Here is a 20,904-nt window from a genome sequence, read left to right as displayed (position 1 = left end):
GGCAGGGGTGTCAGGCGACGGGCTCACGGTCCCCGCCGCTCCCGCCGTCCACGGCGCGGCGCGCCGCGCGCCGCCGGCGCAGGCGTGCCAGCACCGGCACGGCCGCGGCGACCAGCACCAACCCGTACAGCGCCAGCGAGATCCCGCTGTCGAACAGGATGGCCGGGTCACCGGAGGAGGCGGCGAGTGCCCGCCGGAACTCCGACTCCGCGATCGGCCCCAGAACCACACCGATGAGCGCGGGGGCGACGGGCAGCCCGAAGCTGCGCATGAGCAGCCCCAGCACCGCGATCACGGTCAGGATCACCAGGTGCAGCACCGAGGTGTTGATGGCGTAGACCGCCAGCACCGAGAACAGGGTGATGCCCGCGTACAGGTACGGCTTGGGCAGCTTCAGGAGCTTGGCCCACAGCGGCGCGAACGGCAGGTTGACCACCAGCAGCAGCACGCTGCCGATGAGCAGGCTGGCCAGCAGGGTCCACACCAGGTCGGCGTCGCGTTCGAAGAGCACCGGGCCCGGCTGCATCCCGTACTGCTGGAACGCCGCCAGCATGATCGCGGCCGTGGCCGAGGTCGGCAGACCCAGCCCCAGCAGCGGCACCATCGTGCCCGCGGCGCTGGAGTTGTTGGCGGCCTCGGGCCCGGCCACACCCTCGATGGNGGCGGCGAGCCGGCGTTCTGCTCCCAGTGACAGGAACGTGGGGATCTCCGCGCCGCTGCCGGGGATCATGCCGAAGGAGGTTCCCAGGGCGGTGCCGCGCAGCCAGGGTTTCCAGGACCGGCGGAACTCCCGAAGGTTCAGCCAGGGGCGGCCGGTGCGGATCGCGGAGAAGTCCGCGGCGGACTTGCCCCGAGCGGCCACGTACAGCACCTCGCCCAGCGCGAGCAGGCCGACGGTGACGATGACGATGTCGACGCCGTCCAGGAGGGTGGCCGACCCGAAGTCGAAGCGGGCGGTCCCGCTCTGCGCGTCGATGCCGATGAGCCCGATCGCCAGTCCGATGAGCAGGGACGTCAGTCCGCGCAGCACCGAACCGGACACCACGGCGGCCACGGCCACGAACGAGAACACGGTCAGCGCGAAGTACTCGCCGGGGCCGAAGTTCAGCGCGAACGAGACCATGGCCGGTGCGAACAGCGCCACCGCCAGGGTTCCGATGATGCTGGCCGCGAAGGAGCCGATGACGGCGGTGCCCAGCGCTTGCGCGGCCCGGCCTCCCAGCGCCATCTTGTGGCCTTCGTACGTGGTGGCGATGGAGGAGGCCTGCCCGGGGGTGTTGAGCAGGATCGAAGTGGTCGCACCGCCGAACATGCCGCCGTAGTACACGCCGGCGAAGAGGATCAGGGCCCCGGTCGGGTCCATCCGGAAGGTCACGGGCAGCAGCAGTGCCACCGCCATCGCCGAACCCATACCGGGCAGCACACCCACGGCGGTGCCCAGGAGCACGCCGAGGAAGGCCCACAGCAGGTTCTGCGGGGTCAGCGCGGCCGCCAACCCGTCCATGAGCTGGTACAGAGCGTCCATCAGAGCACCGTCCCCAGGAAACCGCCGGGCAGGGCGAGGCCGAGCCCGAGTGAGAAGCCGACCTGCACGGCCGCCGACATCGACAACGCCACGACCGCGTCACGCAGATACGCCCGGGCGCCGAACGCGTAGGCCACCACCCAGAACAACAGGGCGCCCGCGATCAGCCAGCCGAGGATCTCCAGCAGCGCCGTGTGCACGGCCACACCGGCGAGCACCAGCAGGACCGGACGCGCCTCGAACCACGCCGGGCCCGAACCCGCACGTCCGCGGTTGCGCACGTTGACCACGGCCATGCAGGCGGCCGCGATCAACAACAGGACCCCGATGGCCAGGGGGAAGGCTCCGGGGCCGGGGCGGGCGGCGTTGGGCGGGGTCTCCAGGGTGAGGCCGCCCCAGACACCGACGAGGCCGAGTGCGGCGACGAGGCCGGGCACGATCCAGGCGGTCGGTCCGGTCCACAGCACCGTCTCGGGGGCGGCTGCGGCCGCGGCCCCCTGGGCGCCGTCCTGTTCCTGCTCGGAGGGCCGGGACCCCTCGGCGGACGCTGTTGTCGTGCCGCCGGCCGTCGCGCCTTCGCCGGTGGCCCCCTCGCGCGGGGAGGCCGTGTCGTCGTGGGCCGTCACAGTCCCAACTCCTCTACGGTTTCCCGGGTCATGGCGATCTCTTCGTCGAGGAAGGCCTCGAACTCCTCGCGGTCCTGGTGGGTGTCGGTCCACCGGTTGCGTTCGAGGGCGTCGGCCCAGGTGTCGGTGGTGACCAGCTCGGCCACCAGGTCCTCCAGCCGGGCGCTCTCCTCCTCGCTGAGGCCGGGCGGGGCGACGACACCGCGCCAGTTGGACATCTCCAGGCCGTACCCCTGCTCGCTGATCGTGGGCACGTCCACGCCCTCGAGCCGCTCGGGGGAGGAGATCGCGATCGCCCGCAGGGGGCCGTCGTCCTCGATCTGGTCGGAGAAGTCGCCGAGGGCCCCGAACCCGACCTCGGAGGTGCCCGACAGCAGCGAGGTCAGCACCTCACCGCCGCCCGCGTACGGCAGGTAGTTGATCCCGTCGGGTTCGAGGCCCATGGACCGGGCCACACGTGCGGCGAAGATCTGGTCGACCCCGCCCATGGAGCCGCCGGCGACCGGGAGGGTGGCCGCGCGCTCGCTCCAGTCCTCGGCGAGGTCGTCGAGGTTCTCGTGGGGGGAGTCGGCGGGCACGACCACGGCCAGGTACTCCGAGGCGACCTGGGCGATGGGGGTGGAGTCCTCCATCGTGTACGGGGAACCGGTGGTCTCCACCGCACCGACCATGCCCAGCCCGGTCATGGTGAGCACGTTGTCCTGGCCCTCGCGGTTGGCGGTCTGGGCCAGGCCGATGGTGCCGCCCGCGCCGTCGGCGTTGCGGACCTCGATGTTGTACCTCATCTCTTCCTCGCGCAGCCCGTTCTGCATCTCCCGGGCCTGCGCGTCCCAGCCGCCGCCGGGTGCCGCCGGTGCGATGAGCAGGAGTTTCTCCTGTTGGTCGCTGCCGGAGGCCGCGCTCTGGCGTACGTCGAACAGCGCCGTCCCCACGAGCGCGAGGGCGCAGACGCCCCCGAGCACCGGGAGCAGCACGCCGCGGTCGCGCATGTCGTCTCCTTCATCTCGGCCCCACACGTGCGGGCCCTCGCAACGCAGTCCCGGCCACACGGCCGGGAGACACACACCACAGTGTGGTCATCGGCACAGCGAGATGAAGAGGTTGTTAAAACTGGAGTCGTATTGTTCGTATTGTTCGTGTACGTCCCGGACTCGGCATGGGTCCTGCTCGGCGCACGCCCCCACCGTCGCCCCAGGGAGACCGCATGACCGCGTTCGCCCACCGTGGCCGCCTCTCGCTCACCGGATCCCTGTTCATCGGTTACGTTCTCCTCCTGGTCGTGGCCCTGGCCGTCGTGGGCACGCTGTGGGCGCTCCATTACGACAGGGAGACCGACCGCCAGTACACCGAGCGGGTGCTGACCGTGGCCAGGTCCGTCGCCGTGCTGCCCGAGGTCGTGGAAGGGCTCCAGGCCCCGGACCCGCCGCAGGCCCTGGACCCGCTGACCGACAGAATCTCCGCCTCGACCGGCGCGGACTTCATCGTCATCGCCTCACCCGACGGCACCCGGCACACCCATCCGGACAAGGACCGCATCGGGCGGAAGGTCTCGACCCCGCCCGGTCCCGCGGCCGAGGGGCAGGAGTGGACCGGGGTGCAGAACGGGACCCAGGGGCGCACGGTGCGCGCCAAGATCCCCGTCTTCGCCGAGGGCGGTTCGCGCCACGGGGGCGACGCCCAGGGCCCGGTCGTCGGTTACGTGTCCCTGGGCATCCTCGCCGACGACGCGAACTCCGAGGTGCGGGAGGCCGTGCCCGCGATCCTGGCCACCAGCGCCCTGGTCCTGCTCCTGGGAGTGATCGGGGCCTGGGTGCTCTCCCGCCAGGTGCGGACCAAGACCCACGGCCTGGAACCGGCGCAGATCACCGCGTTGCTGGAGGGGCGCGAGGCCCTGCTCTACGCGGTCCGTGAGGGGGTGATCGGGGTCGACGGGGGCGGCCGTGTCGTGCTCGCCAACCCGCCCGTGCGCGACCTGCTGGGCCTGCCCGAGGACACCGAGGGACGCCACCTGAACACCCTGGACCTGTCGGAGCGGGTGCACGACGTGGTCACCGGCGCCGACCCGGGCGAGGACCGGATCCTCCTCGTGGGCGGACGGATCCTGGTCGCCAACCGCATGCCGGTGCGGATCCGGGGTCGCGACGCGGGCGCGGTCGTGACCCTGCGCGACCGTACCGAGGTCGACCGTCTGACCGGTGAGCTCGACGGGGCCCGCACCGTGACCCGCGGGCTGCGCGCCCAGACCCACGAGTTCGCCAACCGGGTGCACACCGTCGCCGGGCTGCTCGAACTCGGCGAGCACGGGGAAGCGCGGGACTACCTCGCCGACCTGACCGCCTCACACACCCGGGCCAGCACCGGTGTGGCCGAGCACGTGCACGACCCGGCCCTGGCGGCGCTCGCCCTGGCCAAATCCGCTCAGGCCTCCGAACAGGGCGCCGAGCTGCGGTTGTCCCCGCTGACCGACGTGCCCCGTCCACTCGCCCCCGAGTCCCGATCGGACGCCCTGCTCGTCCTCGGCAACCTGGTCGACAACGCCCTGGACGCCGTCGGTACCGACGAGTGGGTGGAACTGCTGGTGCGCCTGCACACCGAGGACGGGGAGGGGCTGCCGCACGACCTGTTGGAGATCCGGGTGATCGACTCCGGGCACGGGATCGCCGACGACGTCGCCGAGGAGATCTTCCGGTTCGGGTTCACCACGAAGGCTTCCCGGGACGGCGGTACCCGTGGCCTGGGGTTGGCGCTGGTGAAACAGGTGTGCGAGAACAGGGGCGGAAGTGTGGAGATGGAGGTCCCCGACGCGGAGGAGGGTGCGGTGTTCACCGCCTGTCTGCCCCTGAGCCCTTCGGCGGTCGCCCCGTGATCCGTGTGCTGGTCGTCGACGACGACGTGCGGGTCGCCCGCAACCACCAGGAGCTCGTGGAGAGCTTGCCGTCCTTCGCGGTGGTGGGGGTGGCGCACACCGCCGCCGAGGCGTTGACCCAGATCCGCGGGCACCACCCGGACCTGGTCCTGCTCGACCTGCATCTGCCGGACGCCTCGGGGCTGTCGGTCGTGCGTGCGCTGCGTTCGTCGGAGGAGGACCCGGACCACCGGACGGACTTCCTCATGATCACGGCGGTGCGCGAGATCGCCCAGGTGCGCTCGGCCCTGCACGGCGGGGCGGTGCATTACCTGCTCAAACCGTTCCCGCTCAGTGCGCTGCGCGACCAGTTGGAGCGTTACGCCGTCGCACGCGACCGGATGTCGGCACGGGGGGAGGCCACCCAGCAGGACGTGGACCGTCTCTTCGGCCTGCTGCGCCCGCCCGCTGCCAAGTCCTTGCCCAAGGGGCTCACCAAGGCCACTGTCGACCTGGTCTCGGGGGTCCTGCGTGCTGCGGAGGGCGAGGTGTCGGCCTCGGAGGTCGCCGACCGTGGCGGTGTCTCACGGGTGACGGCCCGGCGGTACCTGGAGCACCTGTGCGCGGACGGCCGTGCCGAGCTGCGGTTGCGCTACGGCAGCGCCGGCCGCCCGGAGCACCTCTACCGCTGGGTCCCCTGACCCGTTTTCGACCGGGCCTCCGGGGTCCCCCGACCGTTCCGCGCGTACAGCGGGACCGTGCCCCCTCATGTCCGGTGCCATCGCACAGAGTGTTTGTATGTGTCCGCTGTGTAGGTTTTCGGTGAGTGGGTGGCAGTTGGTGCGAATAATGGTTATCATTTTCATTGCTCGGCCCTGCCGGGAGAGGGAGCCGTGACTGCGATCCACGGCCTCCCTCGCGTGCGCGGCCTCTCCCTCCTCGGGCCGCGCACGCCGCCCGGCCGGTCGACCACCCCGCCGGCGGCCGACCCGAAAGGTTGCACGTGTCACGCATCACAGCCCCATCCGAGGGCGCGCAGGACACCCGCGCGCCCGCCCACGGGCCGCACCCCGCGGCACCGGACACGGCACCTGCCAGGCACGGAGCGTGGGTCGGGCGCATCGCCGTCCTCGTCCTGGTGCCCCTGCTCCTGCTCTCGGTCGTCCTGGCCATCGGGCTCGGTACGGCCACGGTCCACCCCGCCGACACCCTGCGGCACCTGTGGGCCGCCGTCGCCGGGGGCACCATCGGTGCCGACGAGGCCACGGAGCACCAGATCGTGTGGAACCTGCGCACCCCGCGCGTGCTGCTCGCCGGCACCGTCGGCGCGGGCCTCGGCGCGGTCGGCACGGCGATCCAGGCGATGGTCCGCAACCCGCTCGCCGATCCCTTCGTCCTCGGCGTCTCCTCAGGAGCCTCCGTCGGTGCGGTCATGGTCGGTGTCCTGGGGGCCTTCTCCGTCCTGGGCGTGTACGCCGTCTCCGCCGGTGCCTTCCTCGGGGCCCTCGGCGCGACGCTCCTGGTCTACGCTGCCTCCGCAGGGCGCGGGGGTGTGACCCCCCTGAGGCTCGTGCTCACGGGGGTGGCGCTCTCCTTCGCGTTCCAGGCCGTCATGGGCGTGGTCGTCTACTTCGCCCCCAGCGGTGAGGCAACCAGTACCGTCCTGTTCTGGAGTATGGGCGGGTTCGGCGCCGCCACCTGGGGCTCCCTCCCGCTCGTCGTGATCGTGGTGCTGACCGGGGTCCTCGTGCTGCGCGCCCTGAGCCGGCCCCTCGACGTACTCACCATGGGTGACGAGACCGCCGCTTCCCTCGGTGTCGACACCGCGCGCCTGCGCCGCGGCCTGTTCTTCCTCACCGCCGCGATGACCGGTGCCATGGTCGCGGTCAGCGGCGCCATCGGTTTCGTCGGCCTCGTCGTTCCCCACGTCGTGCGCATCCTCGTCGGCGCCGCCCATCAACGGGTCCTGCTCGTCGCCCCTCTGGCGGGGGCGGTCTTCATGGTCTGGGTCGACCTGGCCTCCCGTGCCGTGGTCGCCCCCCGCGAGCTCCCCCTCGGTTTCATCACCGCCCTCGTCGGCGTTCCCGTGTTCGTTCTCCTCCTGCACCGCAGGGGCTACCTGTTCGGAGGCCGCTGATGGAGCTCGGCCTGGACCGCCTCACCGTCACCGTCCAGGGCCGCGACCTCGTGCGCGAGCTGTCCCTGGACGTGCCGAGCGGCGGCATCGTCGGCCTCGTGGGTCCCAACGGTTCGGGCAAGTCCACCGCGCTGCGCTGCGTCTACCGTGCCCTGCGCCCCAGTGGCGGCACGGTACGGCTCGACGGGACCGATCTGTCCACCCTCGGCCTGCGCACGGGGGCACGCTCCGTCGCCGCCCTCACCCAGGAGAGCACCACCGATCTCGACTTCACCGTCGAGGAGATCGTCGCGCTCGGCCGCACCCCGCACCAGAAGGGGGACCGGGCGCTCGGCCCCCGGGAACGCGACCTGTGCCGGAACGCGATGGAGCGCATGGACGTGGCCCACCTCGCCGACCGGGGGGTGCTTTCCCTGTCCGGCGGTGAACGCCAACGGGTGCTCATGGCCCGCTGCCTCGTCCAGGAGCCCCGCGTGCTGGTCCTGGACGAACCCACCAACCACCTCGACGTCCGCCACCAGATCGGCCTGCTGTCCCTGATCCGCGAGGCCGGCGTCACCGTCCTGCTCGTCCTGCACGACCTCAACCTCGCCGCTGCCGCGTGCGACCGCATCGGGGTGCTGCACGAAGGCTCCCTCGTGACCGTCGGCACGCCGGGCGAGATCCTCGAACCCGGTCTCGTCCGGGAGGTCTTCGGTGTGGAGGCCACCGTCGTGCCGCATCCGCACACGGGCGACCCCCAACTGCTCTACAGCCTCGCCCCCTCGAAAGGACCGACATGAACCGTCTCCGACGTCCGATCGCCGGATCCGCGATCCTGGGCTCCCTCACGGTGCTGGCGGCCGGCTGCGGCGCCCAGATCGAGAACGGGGGCGCACAGGCCGAGACCGTGCCCGTGCAGCGCTGCGGGGAGGAGGTCGAGTACACCGTCCCGGAACGCGCCGTCGTCTACGAGGGCGGTAGCGCCGACAAGATGTTCGCACTCGGTCTCACCGACCACGTGCACGGTTACGTCATGCCGCCGGCCAACCCACCGGTCTCCGAATCCCCCTGGGCCGAGGACTACGAACAGGTGGAGTACCTCGGCGACGACCTGCTGAACCGCGAACTCGTCGTCGACGCCGGGGCGGACTTCGTCGTCGCCGGGTGGAACTCGGGGTTCAGCGACGAACGGGGCATCACGCCGGAGGTCCTCGACGAGCTGGGCATCCAGAGCTTCATGCACGCCGAGTCCTGCTACAACTATCCCCAGGCCCCCGAGCAGCACGAACCCTTCGAGGGCCTCTACACCGACCTGGAACGCCTCGGGCAGATCTTCGGGGCGGAGGACCGCGCCGAGGAGCTCGTCGACGAGTACCGCACACGTGTGGCCGAGGTCCGGGAGAACGCCCCCGGCGGCGACCCGGTCCCGGTCTTCCTCTACGACTCGGGGACCGACCAGGCCTTCACCGCCGCAGGCCAGGTGCCCCCGACCGACATCATCCGCTTCGCCGGCGGCGAGAACGTCTTCGGCGACGTCGAGGACCGCTGGACCCAGGTCGGGTGGGAACCGGTCGTGGAGTCCGAACCCGAGGTGATCATCGTGCTCGACTACGGCGACCAGTCCGCCGAGGACAAGATCGACTTCCTCACCTCCTCCCCGGCCACGGCCGACCTGCCTGCGGTGCAGGAGGAGAACTTCTTCGTCCTCGACTACAACGAAGGGATCTCCAGCCCCCGCAACATCGACGGCCTGGAGTCCTTCGCCGAATACCTGCGCGAGCACGGGGAGGACTGATCCCCGGATGGCCGTGGCGGGGCGGTCCGCGCCCGCGGACCGCCCCGGTACAGAGCACGCGCCCCGGCCGGAGCGGGTTCCGACCGGGGCGCACCGTTCTCAGCCGTCCTCACCCCCGGCACCGTGCCCCCGCCCGACCCCGGCGTGCGTACGTGGCGGAGCACCTGCACGGTCCCACTCCATGCGGGACCAGGGGAGCGCCAGCTCTTCCGGTCCGTTCACCTGGACCGGCTTCATCTCCGACAACGGACGGGCCTCGCCGTGCCGGGCGAAGACCGACTCGGTGTAGCGGTGGCCGGTGTCGGGCGCCACGAAGAGCACCGTCCCGCGCGGTTCCACCTCCCGCTCCCAGCGCGCCGCGAGGTAGGCCGCTCCCGTGGACAGCCCCGCGAAGAGCGCGTGTCGGCGCAGTACGTCCACGCTCCCCGACAGCGCTGCCCCGAACCCGGTCCAGTGCACGGTGTCGTAGAGGGAGTGGTCGACGTTGGCCAGGGGGATCGCACTCCCGATGCCCGCGATGATGATGTCGGGGTCGGAGACCTCCTCCGAACCGAAGGTCAGGCTCCCGAACGGCTGCACCCCCACCAGTCGGGTGTCGGGGCGTTCACGGCGCAGGTAGGTCGCCAGCGCACCTGTGGAGGAGCCCGAACCGACCCCGCCGACCACCGTCAGCGGGCACTCGCCCACACTCCTGTGGACCAGGTCGGCGATCTCCCGGTAGCCCTCGTAGTGCACGGGATCGTGGTACTGACGCATCCAGTGGTACCGGGGCTCTGCTTCCAACAGCTCGTGCACGCGGCGCACCCGGCGGTCCTGATCGAGCTTCAGGTCCTCACCGGGTTCCATGAGGTCCAGGGAGGCCCCGAGGACCTCCAACTGGAGCTGCAGGGTGCGGTCGACCGTGGTGGAACCCACGATGTGGCATCCCAGCCCGTACCGATGGCAGGCCAGTGCGAGCGCGTAGGCGTAGATCCCGCTGGAGCTGTCCATCAGTGTGTCCCCGGGGCGCACGGTCCCCTCCTCCACCAGGGTTCGGACCGCAGCAAGTGCCGAGACCACCTTCATCGTCTCGAAACGCAGACAGATCAGGCCCTCGCCGAGGTCGATCAGGTCGGGCCGGCCGATCGCGGCGGATACGTGGGTGTCCATGACTCTCCTTGTGACGGGGCAGGGGTCCGGAAGGTCCGTACAGAGGCCGGGCCGCTGCGGCGCAGGCGTTCGCGGCACTCGGCGAGGCGGTCGGTCAGCTCGTCCTGACCCCGATCGAAGAGCACACCGGCGACGTTGCCGCTGTGCGAGACCTGCACGCCCAGGGCTCCGCAAGCCGTGGCCGCCTCCTCGAGGGGGCCGAGCTCGGGGCAGGGGAGCAGGTACTGGTTGCGTCGGGCACTCTCGGTGGCGACCGCGCCGAGGGCGGCGGTGTCGCGCTCCGCCAGGGCACGGCGCAGACGGACCCGTAGTTCCTCGTATCCGGCGATGTCGTCCGCGCCCGGTGCGGGACCGTTCAGGGCGAGGGTGTCGACCGGGGCGCCGTACCCGGTCAGACACCCCAGGACGGTCATGGGTGGGAGCGGGGCGAGCTCCTCCAGGACCTCGCCCCGGCGCTGGGCGAAGAGCACCGGCGGCCCGTCGAGCATGAGCGGGTCGCACGCACGCTCGGCACGCACGGCCAGACGTGCGACACGGGCCGGGTCCAGGGGTGTTCCGTGAGCCGAGGCGACGGCGTGGACGGCCGCGACCACGTCGCTGGTGGAGGATCCCAGCCCGAGTCCGACCGGGACGTTCGAGCACAGCCACAGAAGTCCGCCCGAGACGGGTCGGTCCGCGGTCCGCGCGCATTCGGAGAGTGTGTGTCGTGCGGCCCGGAGCGCCTTGGGCCGTGCCCGCCCCGCAGGCAGGACACGGTCGGCCGACAGACCTGGTACCGGGAGGAACCGCGCCCGGGTCGTGGGCCCGGGCAGCGGCAGAGTGACCAGGCCCCGGCAGGGTTCTCCGTCGCCGTCGAGGAAGACCCCCTGCAGGAGTTCGCCGTGGTGACAGCCGGCGCGCCCGTGCCCGGCCCTCATGTCCGCGCCACCCGGTCCCGATAACGGAACAGGCGTGTGGGTTCGGCGCTGAACTGGGAGAACGGGAACGGTTCGGCCGAGAGCCCGGTGACCCCGGAACCGAGGAGTTCGCGGGCGACGGCGGCGCCGCTCTGGGCGTAGACGTAGAGCGGCACACCCCGTTCGGTGCAACGCGTCCGGATGCCTTCGAAGGTGCCGTTGCCCAGAGTCATGCCGGTTGCCACGACGGTGTCGGCGGTCTCGAGTACTTGGGCGGCGTCGTCGGCGACCGGGTCGCCCCACCGTGTGGTGGTCACGTTGTGGTCGCACGGGAGGCAGAACCCGCCCCGTTCCCGGATCGCGGCGACGAGGGGGTCGACGGTACCGATGAGGGCCACGGTCTCGCCCTCGTCCACCTCGAGCAGGTCGGCCACCGCCGCGTCGCGGGCGCCGGCGCGCACCTCCGGGGACCCGGCGGGCAGTTCGACGGGTTCGGCCCGCGGATCGCGGTCGTGTGGGGCCACGGAAGCCAGGTGGGCGTCGAGCGCGGCCACCCGCAGAGGCAGGGGGCCCTCGTCGAGCAGATCCGCGACGCGTGTCCCGGAGGAGCTCCGGCAGACATCGGGGTCGATCTGCCCGTCCTCGAAGGCGCACGCGCCGAAGGCCGTGCCGACCCGGACAGCGACGTAGCGGGTGAGGGAGGTACTGGTACCGCCGGCGAGCCGGGTGCCGTGTTGGAGCCAGAAGACACTGGTGGCGACGGTGTCCCCGGCCTCGGTACGGGCGCGGTCGAAGAGGGTCTGCAGGTCGCTCATACTGCACCTCGTTCACGGAACCGGAACAGGAGGGTCTGGACCCCGTCACCCCAGTCGTGGCTGTGGTGGATCTCGGTGATCAGCCCGTTCTCCTCCGCGTGGTCGACGATCTGCGGCAGGTCGGCCGTGTTGGAGGCGACCACGTGGACCTGTCCGCCGGGTGCCAGGAGGCGACGCCGACGCAACTGTGCGAAGAACTCGGTGACGATCGAGGCGCCCACGCAGGTGTTGCGGACGATGTCGGGGTCCTGGCTCACGGGTTGGCTGACGGCGGGCGGGTTGAACGTGACCACATCGAGCTGTGTGCCGTCGGGGAAGGCCTCGAAGAGGTCGGAGACGAGCGGGACCAACCCCTGCTGGGGACGCTCCCCGACCAGCCTGCGGTAGTTGCGTTCGGTGGCCTCGACGCTCTCGGGGTGGACGTCGGCGGCGTGGATCGTGTGGGCGCCGCGCACACCGGCGGCGACGGCTTCCACCCCGAGACCGACGCCCATGGCGGCGTAGCGACGGTTGTGCACGTCGATGTCGCCGCTGAGGACCCGCTCATGGATCATCCGGCTGGTGGCCCCGGGCATGAACACGCCGGGCGGGACCTCGAACTCCCAGTCGTTCCAGGTGTAGGTGCGGGTGGTGTGCAGATCCTTCTTGGGCTGGTTCAGGGCGATGACCTGTTCGGCCGACAGGGGATCGGGGAGGCGGATCCCGGTGGGGTCGCTCACGGGGGTGTCCTTTCCTGGTGGAGGGCGTAGGGCGTAGGGAGTAGGGCCGGGAGGGGCACGGAGCCGGGGGCCGTGGGAACCCGCCCAAGACGATAATGAAAACCATTATCGCAAACCATGGCCAAGCGGTGTGGTTCAGGACACATTCATCGGAGTGGATGCGGACTCGGGTCGCGCGGACTCGTTCGGCCGGCGGTCGGGCCGCCCGGGTTTGCCCATGAAAACGATAACTGTTTTCATTGCAGGTATTGAGAGACGACCAGAGAAAGGGACGACCGTGCCACCATCGACGGGCCGAGGCCCGATCGCCACCGCGCCCGGGACGAGCGTGCTGCTGGATCCGGCCTTCCTCCGGCTCTGGACGGCGACCACCGCGTCCGGTCTGGCGACCTGGGCCATGCCGTTCATCCTCGGTCTGGCGGTGCTCGACGGCACTCTGACGGCCGTCGCCCTCGGCGCGCTCCTGGCCGCACGGACCGGCGGTTTCCTGGTCGCGGTGCCACTCGGAGGGCTGCTCGCCGACCGGTTCTCACGCCGCTCCGTCGTACTGTGGTCCGGCCTCGCCGCAGGATCGGCCACCCCCGTCGTCGCACTCGGTCTGGACACCTCGATGCTCCTGGCCGCCCTGGCGGCGACTGTCGTCGGGGCCGGCCAGGGCGCGTGCAGGCCCGCGTTCCAGGCCCTGACCGCCGAGATCGTGGACGAGCCCCGGCGCCAGCAGGCCAACGCTGCCATCACCTTCTCCGTCCGAGGGGCCACCCTCTTCGCGCCGGCCCTGACCGCCGTGGCCGCGTCGTTCCTGGGTGTCGGCGCGCTGCTGCTGATGACAGCTGCCCTCTGGGCCGTGGCAGCGCTACTGCCCCCGTGGTCGACCGCGGCCCCGCCCCCGGGGCCGGCCGCCGAACGGCCCTCCCTGGGCACCGATTTCACCGACGGGCTGCGCGAGGCCCGCCGCCACGCCTGGTTCATGGCCGGTCTCGGCGCCCTGACCACCGTCATCGCCACGGGCTACTCGGCCACGGGGGTGCTGCTGCCGGTGGTCAGTCGCGACACCTTCGGCACCGAGGCCGTCCTCGCCGGGGCCCTCACCGCGTACACCGCCGGAGCCCTGGCCGGCGCGGTCGTCGTCGCACGGTGGCGGCCCCGGTCCAGGGGATGGATGTCCCTGGCCGGGCTGTCCCTGTACGGGTTCGCGCCGCTGAGCCTGCTCTTTCCCATCGACCCGGCCGTCGTCGTGGCCGCCTATGTTCTCGCCGGAGTGGGGGTGGAGCTGTTCAACGTTCCCTGGTTCACCGCCGCGCAGCGCGAGATCGCCCCGGACCGGCTCGCGCGGGTGTCCTCTCTGGACTTCCTGTTCTCCTACGGGCTCGCACCCGTGGGGCTCGCCCTCATCGCCCCGGCCGCCGACGCCCTCGGGCCCGAACCGGTCCTGGCCGTGTGCGCCGTACTGTGCTTCACCGCGCCCGCGCTGGCCGCGCTCGCTCCGGGCGCACGCACCTACAGCAACTCGGGGGACTGAGCCCGGCCTTCGAACCGGACGCTCGAGCCGCGGCCCCTCCTCCTCTGCCGTGGGGGAGCGGTCCGCCCGGACGGGGCTCCGGCAGGCCGCTCGGAGCCGGTTTCAGCGGGCCCGGTGGACTGCCGGCCGGGACGCGGTCGTCACGAGGCAGGCGCGCGGGTCCTCGCAGGGGGCAGGAGGAAGGGAGGGGAAGGGCCCGGACACGGAGAACGGGACGCGGCCCCGGACCGCGCCCCGTGTCGCTCCCGCACAGATCCTGCTCACAGCAGGACGAGACTCCTAGTCCTCGACGCTGATGCCGTCGATGTCGGTGGAGTCGACGACGTTGCAGCCCTCGACGCTGAAGCCCGAGAAGCTGAGGACGTCGGCGCAGATCGGGACCGTGATGTTCTGGACGTCGGCGTTGTTGTCGGCCGACGCGGGTCCGGCCATGGCGCCCAGAGCCAGGCCGGTGGCGAGAACGAATCCGGACGCGGTGATGATGCGCTTCATGGTGTGGTCCTTGTCGATCGCAGGATGTGTTGCGGGATCCTCCGGAGCACGCGGCCCCGAAGACTGTGCGGCTGTGGTCCTAGTCCTCGACCGAGATGCCGTCGTTGTCGTTGATGTCCACGACGTTGCAGCCGCTGGCGCTGGCGCCGGAGGCCTTGAGGACGTCCAGGCAGACGGGGATCGTCACGTTCTGGACGTCGGCGTTGTTGTCGGCCGACGCGGTGCCGGAGAGGGCACCGAAGGCGAGGCCGGTGGCCAGGACGAAGCCGGAAACCTTGGCAATTCGGGACATTCTTCTTGCCTTTCGGAAGTTCAAAACAGGGTGGCTGTAGCCGCCGGAATTAACTTAACGTAGTTGGCCGCGCGCTTGGAGTGTTTTCCCGGGAGAACACCGAGTTTTCTCGGCCTTCTCTCTGTCTTGTGTCCGGAATGGCTGGCATGTCGAAGCTTGGCGATGTCCCTTGCCGCACAGACGAAAGAATGGCAGGTGTACCAACGGGGCGAATATATCGGAAGCGGGTGTCCCGCATGTTTCCGGACAAAAAAGGGCCCCTCCGCCGTGCGGAAGGGCCCGTGAAGCCTGGGTCACCCGAGAAGCCCGTCCGGGTCACCAGCCCTGTTGGCCATACCCCGGGTACTGCTGCCCATAGCCGGGCTGCTGGCCGTACCCCGGGTACTGGTTGGGGTCGTAGCCGGGGTACTGGTTGGGGTCGTAACCGGGGTACTGGTTGGGGTCGTAGCCCGGGTAATGGGGCGGGTACTGCTGGCCGTAGCCCTGCTGCGGGTATCCGGCGTAGGGGTCCGGCTGCTGCTGGGCGCCGGTGGGGTACCGGTAGGCGGGCTGCTGGCCCGAGAAGTCCTGCGGTGTCTGCTGCTGCGGTGCCTGCTGCTCCTGCCCGGAGCCGGTCCAGGCCTCGGGGCGGAAGAGGAACAGGCGCTCGGCGCCGCCCTCCGGCGACTCACTGGGGGAGACGACGTCCAGTTTCCAGCCAGCCTCCTCGATACCCTCCAGGATGCGGGTCAGTCCCGGACGCAGCTTGCTGCCCGCTTCGTCGTAGGCGTTGACGTCGAGCTGAACGACGAACATCCGCCGCTTCTGCTGCGCCGCGACCTTGGCGTGCTCGACGACCGTGCTGTCCCGCACGACCTGTGTGACGCTCATTGAAACTACCCATCTGCTCTCGTAGGAGCGCGACGTCCCTGTCGGGTCGGCCGGCCCGGCCGCCGCGTCCAGGGATGCGGAACTCGCCGGACTCCACCCATGATGCCCTTCGCCGGGCCCTCTGGCCACACGGAACCGGGGCATCGGGGCGGAGCCCGGGGCCCGGCTCGGTCAGCGGGAGCCGTCGCTCTGCTCGCCGACGGCCTCCACGACCGGTGTCGCGCCGTTCACCAGATTGAGAACCTTCCTGGCGGTGCCCGGTTCGTCCAGAAGTGCGACGACCACAGCAGCGACGTCCTCCCTGGTCACCGAGCCGCGGTCCACACCCTCACCCAGGTCGACCACGCGGGTTCCGGGATCGTCGGTGAGCCGGCCCGGACGCAGGATCGTCCAGTCCAGCTCCAAGTTGCGCTCACGCAGGTCGGCGTCGGCGGCGCGCTTGGCCTCGACGTAGGCCGCCCAGACCGCCTCGGTGCCCTCCGGAACCGGCTCGTCGACCCCGATCGCGGAGATCTGCACGAAGCGGCGTACCCCCGCGAGGGAGGCGGCGTCGGCGCACAGCACCGCGGACTTGTGGTCCACGGTCTCCTTGCGCTCTGTCCCGCTGCCCGGGCCGGCGCCCGCAGCGAACACCAGGGCGTCGGCGTTCATGAGCTTCTCGGCCAGCTCGGTGACCGTGGCCTTCTCCAGGTCGATGAGGGCGGCTTCGGCGCCGACCTCCTCGATGTCACTGACGTGGTCGGGGTTACGGATGAGGGCGACCGGCTGGTCCCCGCGGTCGGACAGCTGTTGGGCCAGACGCAGGGCGATCTTGCCGTGCCCCCCGGCGATGACGATACGCATGGGGGCAGCGTATTGCCTGTGGGGGCCTCGCGCCCGTTCCGCCCCGGGGTGGCATCGCACACGGCGCCCACCGAAGCGGGAACGGCGGGCGGAGACGCCCTGCGCCCCGCCCGCCGCCCTCATGACCGATCAGTCCACGGTCCAGGTGTCGCCGCTCGAGAGCAGCGACGCCAGCTCGCCCTCCCCGCGCTCCTCGCGCGCGTCGGAGACCTGTTCGTTGACCAGCTCGTCGTAGACCGGGCGCCGCACCTTCCGGAAGACCCCCACCGGCACGTGCTCGAAGGCCGGCAGGTCCAGCCGCGACAGCGCGAACGCGTAACCCGGATCCTCACGGTGCGTGTCGTGCCGGATCACCCGGTCGCGGTTGGTGTCGGTGACCTCGGCGACCTCCAGGCCCCCGAGTTCGCCCGCGAACACACCGCGGTCCTCGCCGAGCATGAGCGGCTCGCCGTGCTCCATGCGCAACAGCCGGGCCTCGCGCGCGGCCGGGTCCTTGAGCGGCGTGAACGCGTCGTCGTTGAAGATCGGGCAGTTCTGGTAGATCTCCACGAACGAGGCACCCGGGTGGTCGGCCGCCTCCCGCAGCACCGACGTCAGGTGTTTGCGGTCGGAGTCGACGGTGCGCGCCACGAACGAGGCCTCCGCGCCCAACGCCAGCGACACCGGGTTGAACGGGTGGTCCAGCGAGCCCACCGGAGAGGACTTGGTGACCTTGCCCGCCTCGGAGGTGGGCGAGTACTGGCCCTTGGTCAGACCGTAGATGCGGTTGTTGAACAGCAGCACGTTGATGTTGACGTTGCGGCGCAGCGCGTGGATGAGGTGGTTGCCGCCGATGGACAGCCCGTCGCCGTCCCCGGTGATCACCCACACCGACAGGTCCTGGCGGCTCGTCGCCAGCCCCGTCGCGATCGCCGGCGCACGCCCGTGGATGGAGTGCATGCCGTAGGTGTTCAGGTAGTAGGGGAACCGCGAGGAGCAGCCGATACCCGAGACCATCACGATGTTCTCGCGCGGCACCCCCAGCTGGGGCAGGAAGGACTGGAACGCCGCCAGGACCGCGTAGTCCCCGCAGCCGGGGCACCAGCGCACGTCCTGGTCGGACTTGAAGTCCTTCGTCTTGTACTGGGTGTCCGTGGAGGGGACGAGCTTCAGCCCGGCCAGGGTGCCCTCGTCGTTCCCGTTGAGGTTTGCACTAGTCACGCTCGATGACCTCCCGCAGCACGTCCGCCAGCTCCTCGGCCTTGAAGGGCAGGCCGCGGACCTTGTTGTAACCGATGACATCGACCAGGAACCGTGAGCGCAGCAACATCGACAGCTGTCCCAGGTTGATCTCCGGAACCACGACCCGGCCGTAGCTCTCGAGTACCTCGCCCAGGTTCTCCGGGAACGGGTTGAGGTGGCGCAGGTGGGCCTGGGCCACCTTCTCCCCGGAACGCCGCACCCGTCGCACGCCGGCCGTGATGGCCCCGTAGGTGCCGCCCCAGCCAAGGACGAGCACATCGGCGTCGCCCGTGGGGTCGTCGACCTCCACGGGCGCGACGTCCCGGGCGATCGCGTCGATCTTGCCCTGGCGGGTGCGCACCATGAGGTCGTGGTTGGCCGGGGTGTAGGAGATGTCCCCGGTCTCGGAATGTTTCTCGATCCCGCCGAGCCGGTGCTCCAGCCCGGGGGTACCCGGCACCGCCCACGGGCGCGCCATGGTCCCGGTGGCGCGTTTGTAGGGCAGGTACCGCTCGTCCTCGCCGTTGGGCCCGGTCGCGAACCCGGGGTCGATGGTCGGCAGGTCGTTCACGTCCGGCAGCCGCCAGGGCTCGGACCCGTTGGCCAGGTACCCGTCCGACATCAGCACCACCGGCGTGCGGTAGGTCACCGCGATCCGGGTGGCCTCCAGCGCGGCGTCGAAGCAGTCGGCCGGGGACTGCGGTGCCACGATCGGGACGGGAGACTCGCCGTTGCGGCCGAACATGGCCATGAGCAGGTCGGTCTGCTCGGTCTTGGTGGGCATCCCGGTACTGGGGCCGGCACGTTGCACATCCACGATGAGCAGCGGCAGCTCGGTCATCACCGCCAGGCCCACGGTCTCCTGCTTGAGCACCATCCCGGGACCGGAGGTGGTGGTCACCCCCAGAGAACCGCCGAAGGAGGCGCCCAGGGCCGCGCCCACACCGGCGATCTCGTCCTCGGCCTGGAACGTGCGCACCCCGAACCGCTTGTGCTTGGACAGCTCGTGCAGAACGTCCGAGGCCGGGGTGATCGGGTAGGAGCCCAGGAACAGCGGAAGCCCGGACCGCGTCGACCCGGCGATGAGCCCGTAGGCAGTCGCCAGGTTTCCGGTGATGTTGCGGTAGGTGCCCGAGGGCAGCCGGGCCGGCTTGATCTCGTAGGAGACCGCGAAGTCCTCGGTGGTCTCACCGAAGTTCCACCCCGCCTGGAACGCCTTGAGGTTGGCGTCGAGGATGTCGGGCTTCCCGGCGAACTTCGACTTCAGGAAAGAGGTCGTGCCCTCGGTCGGCCGGTTGTACATCCACGACAGCAGTCCCAGGGCGAACATGTTCTTCGCGCGCTGGGCGTCCTTCTTGGAGATGTCGCAGGAGGACAGCGCCTCCACGGTCATCGACGTCAGCGGGACCGAGCTCACCTTGAAGGCGTCGAGGGTCCCGTCGGTGGTCGGATCGACCTCGTAGTGGACCTTGGCCAGGTTGCGCCGGGTGAACTCGTCGGTGTTGACGATCACCGTGGCGCCCCTCGGAATGTCACCGATGTTGGCCTTGAGGGCGGCGGGGTTCATCGCGACCAGGACATCGGGGGAGTCGCCCGGCGTCATGATGTCGTGGTCGGCGAAGTGCAACTGGAAGCTGGACACGCCGGGGAGAGTGCCCGCGGGGGCGCGGATCTCCGCGGGGAAGTTCGGCAGCGTCGACAGGTCGTTGCCGAACGATGCGGTCTCCTGGGTGAACCGGTCGCCGGTCAACTGCATACCGTCGCCGGAGTCACCCGCGAAGCGGATGATGACGCGATCCAACTGTTCGATCTGTTTGGCCACTGAGATCGACGACCTCCTTGGTGGTCCGCCGGTCGTGACGGGCGGCGGCGCTCGGGTGTCAGTCCCCGGCCGACCGCTCCGTCGCGGGCCGGGAGCCGTGGTCGGGGACGTCGGGACAGCATTCGTGGCCCCCGCACCCACCGGGTGCGCCAACCCGGCGAAGCGCGGTACGGCTCGTTCTTCGCCTCGGCCGGGGCGTGAAGGGGCCGGCCTTCAACGACACGGCCGTGTGTGCGCCGGAGCGACCTCTCGCGCCGGTCGCCTGATGCTCACAGTGATGAGGGCCACGGTCGCACTATAGGTGGTGGCCCGGTGGTCGGGGCGGACCGGGTGGCCATTGTCACAGGCCGCTGCCGGGGGAGTTCGAGGGGGCGAGCGGCGGACAGCTCACCACATGGGGAACGCAAAGTGCCGACCCGCACGTTCGTCACATGTACGCGAATCAAGTCCGGCCACGGTGCCATGAGCGACAGGGAGGGGACGCCGTGCACGTCAGCGTGGTCCGTGCCGTGGGCCTGTTCGTCGGTGCCGGTGTGTTCGCCGTGACCCTCGGATGGTTCTTGGCGGGCACGCAGGGCCTCCAGTTCGCGGGAGCCCTGATGGTGTGCGTGGCGGTCCTGGTCCACCTGTTCGGGGACTCCCTCGCCCTGCGTGCGATGAGGGCCCGCCCCGTCGGGGAGATCGAGAGCCCGGAGCTGTACCGGATCGTGCGGGAACTGGCCACGGCCGCCCGCCAACCCATGCCCAGGCTGTACCTGTCACCCATCAGATCGCCCAACGCATTCGCCACCGGAGGGAGCCCGCGCCGGGCGGCGCTGTGCTGCACGACCGGACTGCTGCGTTCTCTCGACGAACGCCGGCTGCGCGGGGTCATCGCCCACGAACTCGCCCACATCAGGGCCCACGACACCCTCATCAGTTCGGTGGCGGCCACACTCACCGCGACCATCACGGCGTTGACCGCGGTGGCGCTGCTGTTGCCGCTGGGGGAATCGGAGGAGACCGACGTGCCCGATCTCCTCGGAGGGCTCATCCTGGTGTGCCTGGCCCCGCTCGCAGCGGTGGTCGTGTACTTCGGGGTCGGCCGGCAGCGCGAGTTCAGGGCCGACGAGAGGGCCGCGGAGCTCACCGGCGACCCCGAGGGCCTCGCAGACGCCCTGCTCCGCCTGGAGAAGGGCTCACGCGATTTCCCGCTGCCGAAGGGGCGGGTCCTGCTGGCCGCAGCGCACCTGATGACCACCAACCCGTTCCCGGACGGCCTGGGGCGTCTGTTCGCCGCCCACCCGCCGGTACAGGAGCGCGTGGCGCGTCTGCGGGGACTGCGCCGCAAGTGGGGCCTCGGCTGAGCCCGCCCGC

20 protein-coding genes are annotated in these 20,904 nt (G+C 70.8%); 7 read left to right on the top strand and 13 right to left on the bottom strand.

Annotation, left to right across the window (positions count from 1 at the left end):
• Positions 1 to 10: 10 nt before the first annotated feature.
• From D473_RS0116985 to D473_RS0116975, 3 genes are read right to left on the bottom strand one after another with little or no spacing between them, the layout of a single operon-like run.
• Positions 11 to 1,525, bottom strand: a complete 1,515-nt coding sequence (locus D473_RS0116985; RefSeq protein ID WP_017610246.1) for a tripartite tricarboxylate transporter permease — start codon at positions 1,523 to 1,525, stop codon at positions 11 to 13.
• Positions 1,525 to 2,151, bottom strand: coding sequence for a tripartite tricarboxylate transporter TctB family protein (locus tag D473_RS0116980; protein WP_017610245.1), 627 nt, complete (start codon positions 2,149 to 2,151; stop codon positions 1,525 to 1,527). The genes D473_RS0116985 and D473_RS0116980 overlap by 1 nt, the downstream gene beginning before the upstream one ends.
• The gene (locus D473_RS0116975) at positions 2,148 to 3,140 is read right to left on the bottom strand and encodes a Bug family tripartite tricarboxylate transporter substrate binding protein (RefSeq protein ID WP_017610244.1); all 993 of its coding nucleotides are present in this window, start codon (positions 3,138 to 3,140) and stop codon (positions 2,148 to 2,150) included. Before D473_RS0116975 ends, D473_RS0116980 begins: the two co-directional genes overlap by 4 nt.
• Before the next feature lie 215 nt (positions 3,141 to 3,355).
• Here D473_RS0116975 and D473_RS0116970 point away from each other — a divergent pair, with 215 nt between their 5' ends.
• The 5 genes from D473_RS0116970 (at position 3,356) to D473_RS0116950 (ending at position 8,910) form a co-directional block, all read left to right on the top strand.
• Positions 3,356 to 5,017 carry an ATP-binding protein gene (locus D473_RS0116970; RefSeq protein ID WP_017610243.1) on the top strand — a complete coding sequence of 554 codons (1,662 nt, stop codon included), beginning with the start codon at positions 3,356 to 3,358 and terminating at the stop codon, positions 5,015 to 5,017.
• Positions 5,014 to 5,697, top strand: a complete 684-nt coding sequence (locus D473_RS0116965) for a response regulator (protein ID WP_017610242.1) — start codon at positions 5,014 to 5,016, stop codon at positions 5,695 to 5,697. Before D473_RS0116970 ends, D473_RS0116965 begins: the two co-directional genes overlap by 4 nt.
• A gap of 302 nt (positions 5,698 to 5,999) precedes the next feature.
• On the top strand, positions 6,000 to 7,133 hold the full coding sequence (locus D473_RS0116960; RefSeq protein ID WP_017610241.1) for a FecCD family ABC transporter permease: 1,134 nt from the start codon (positions 6,000 to 6,002) through the stop codon (positions 7,131 to 7,133).
• Complete coding sequence (locus D473_RS0116955) at positions 7,133 to 7,915, top strand: ABC transporter ATP-binding protein (protein WP_017610240.1); 783 nt, start codon at positions 7,133 to 7,135, stop codon at positions 7,913 to 7,915. Before D473_RS0116960 ends, D473_RS0116955 begins: the two co-directional genes overlap by 1 nt.
• A complete protein-coding gene (locus D473_RS0116950) occupies positions 7,912 to 8,910 on the top strand; it encodes an ABC transporter substrate-binding protein (RefSeq protein WP_017610239.1) in 999 nt (332 codons plus the stop codon). The genes D473_RS0116955 and D473_RS0116950 overlap by 4 nt, the downstream gene beginning before the upstream one ends.
• 99 nt (positions 8,911 to 9,009) lie before the next feature.
• Here the strand turns inward: D473_RS0116950 and D473_RS0116945 are convergent, their stop codons facing one another.
• Genes D473_RS0116945 through D473_RS0116930 form a run of 4 tightly spaced genes read right to left on the bottom strand, consistent with a single transcriptional unit; the run spans position 9,010 to position 12,489 of the window.
• Entirely contained in the window at positions 9,010 to 10,059 is a 1,050-nt protein-coding gene (locus D473_RS0116945; RefSeq protein ID WP_017610238.1) for a pyridoxal-phosphate dependent enzyme, read from the bottom strand.
• Positions 10,017 to 10,976: a GHMP family kinase ATP-binding protein gene (locus tag D473_RS0116940; RefSeq protein WP_017610237.1), complete on the bottom strand. Its 960-nt coding sequence runs from the start codon at positions 10,974 to 10,976 to the stop codon at positions 10,017 to 10,019. The genes D473_RS0116945 and D473_RS0116940 overlap by 43 nt, the downstream gene beginning before the upstream one ends.
• Positions 10,973 to 11,770, bottom strand: a complete 798-nt coding sequence (locus tag D473_RS0116935; RefSeq protein WP_017610236.1) for a Rossmann-like domain-containing protein — start codon at positions 11,768 to 11,770, stop codon at positions 10,973 to 10,975. The genes D473_RS0116940 and D473_RS0116935 overlap by 4 nt, the downstream gene beginning before the upstream one ends.
• Positions 11,767 to 12,489 (bottom strand): methyltransferase, encoded by a 723-nt coding sequence (locus D473_RS0116930; RefSeq protein ID WP_017610235.1) that lies wholly within the window; start codon positions 12,487 to 12,489, stop codon positions 11,767 to 11,769. Before D473_RS0116930 ends, D473_RS0116935 begins: the two co-directional genes overlap by 4 nt.
• Before the next feature lie 277 nt (positions 12,490 to 12,766).
• On the opposite strand from D473_RS0116930, the gene D473_RS0116925 reads away from it, so the two are divergent.
• Positions 12,767 to 14,008, top strand: a complete 1,242-nt coding sequence (locus D473_RS0116925; RefSeq protein ID WP_051043101.1) for an MFS transporter — start codon at positions 12,767 to 12,769, stop codon at positions 14,006 to 14,008.
• Between the two features lie 279 nt (positions 14,009 to 14,287).
• Here D473_RS0116925 and D473_RS0116920 read toward each other — a convergent pair whose 3' ends face one another.
• The 6 genes from D473_RS0116920 to D473_RS0116895 all read right to left on the bottom strand — a co-directional run bounded on the left by D473_RS0116920 (position 14,288) and on the right by D473_RS0116895 (position 19,548).
• Positions 14,288 to 14,500 carry a hypothetical protein gene (locus D473_RS0116920; protein WP_017610233.1) on the bottom strand — a complete coding sequence of 71 codons (213 nt, stop codon included), beginning with the start codon at positions 14,498 to 14,500 and terminating at the stop codon, positions 14,288 to 14,290.
• Positions 14,501 to 14,579: 79 nt separating this feature from the next.
• Positions 14,580 to 14,792: a hypothetical protein gene (locus tag D473_RS0116915; RefSeq protein WP_017610232.1), complete on the bottom strand. Its 213-nt coding sequence runs from the start codon at positions 14,790 to 14,792 to the stop codon at positions 14,580 to 14,582.
• A 315-nt stretch (positions 14,793 to 15,107) separates the two neighbouring features.
• Positions 15,108 to 15,662 (bottom strand): hypothetical protein, encoded by a 555-nt coding sequence (locus tag D473_RS0116910; protein WP_017610231.1) that lies wholly within the window; start codon positions 15,660 to 15,662, stop codon positions 15,108 to 15,110.
• Between the two features lie 171 nt (positions 15,663 to 15,833).
• Positions 15,834 to 16,505, bottom strand: a complete 672-nt coding sequence (locus D473_RS0116905) for an SDR family oxidoreductase (RefSeq protein WP_017610230.1) — start codon at positions 16,503 to 16,505, stop codon at positions 15,834 to 15,836.
• A gap of 129 nt (positions 16,506 to 16,634) precedes the next feature.
• Entirely contained in the window at positions 16,635 to 17,705 is a 1,071-nt protein-coding gene (locus D473_RS0116900) for a 2-oxoacid:ferredoxin oxidoreductase subunit beta (RefSeq protein ID WP_017610229.1), read from the bottom strand.
• Positions 17,698 to 19,548 (bottom strand): 2-oxoacid:acceptor oxidoreductase subunit alpha, encoded by a 1,851-nt coding sequence (locus D473_RS0116895; RefSeq protein ID WP_017610228.1) that lies wholly within the window; start codon positions 19,546 to 19,548, stop codon positions 17,698 to 17,700. Before D473_RS0116895 ends, D473_RS0116900 begins: the two co-directional genes overlap by 8 nt.
• A 485-nt stretch (positions 19,549 to 20,033) precedes the next feature.
• Here D473_RS0116895 and D473_RS0116890 point away from each other — a divergent pair, with 485 nt between their 5' ends.
• Positions 20,034 to 20,894 carry a M48 family metalloprotease gene (locus D473_RS0116890; protein WP_017610227.1) on the top strand — a complete coding sequence of 287 codons (861 nt, stop codon included), beginning with the start codon at positions 20,034 to 20,036 and terminating at the stop codon, positions 20,892 to 20,894.
• Positions 20,895 to 20,904: the final 10 nt, after the last annotated feature.

The sequence above is a fragment of the Nocardiopsis xinjiangensis YIM 90004 genome (assembly GCF_000341145.1).
In the GTDB taxonomy this organism is placed as follows: Bacteria; Actinomycetota; Actinomycetes; order Streptosporangiales; family Streptosporangiaceae; genus Nocardiopsis; species Nocardiopsis xinjiangensis.
Note: the sequence above shows the minus strand (reverse complement) of the source record. Positions and strands in the feature narration are given on the sequence as shown.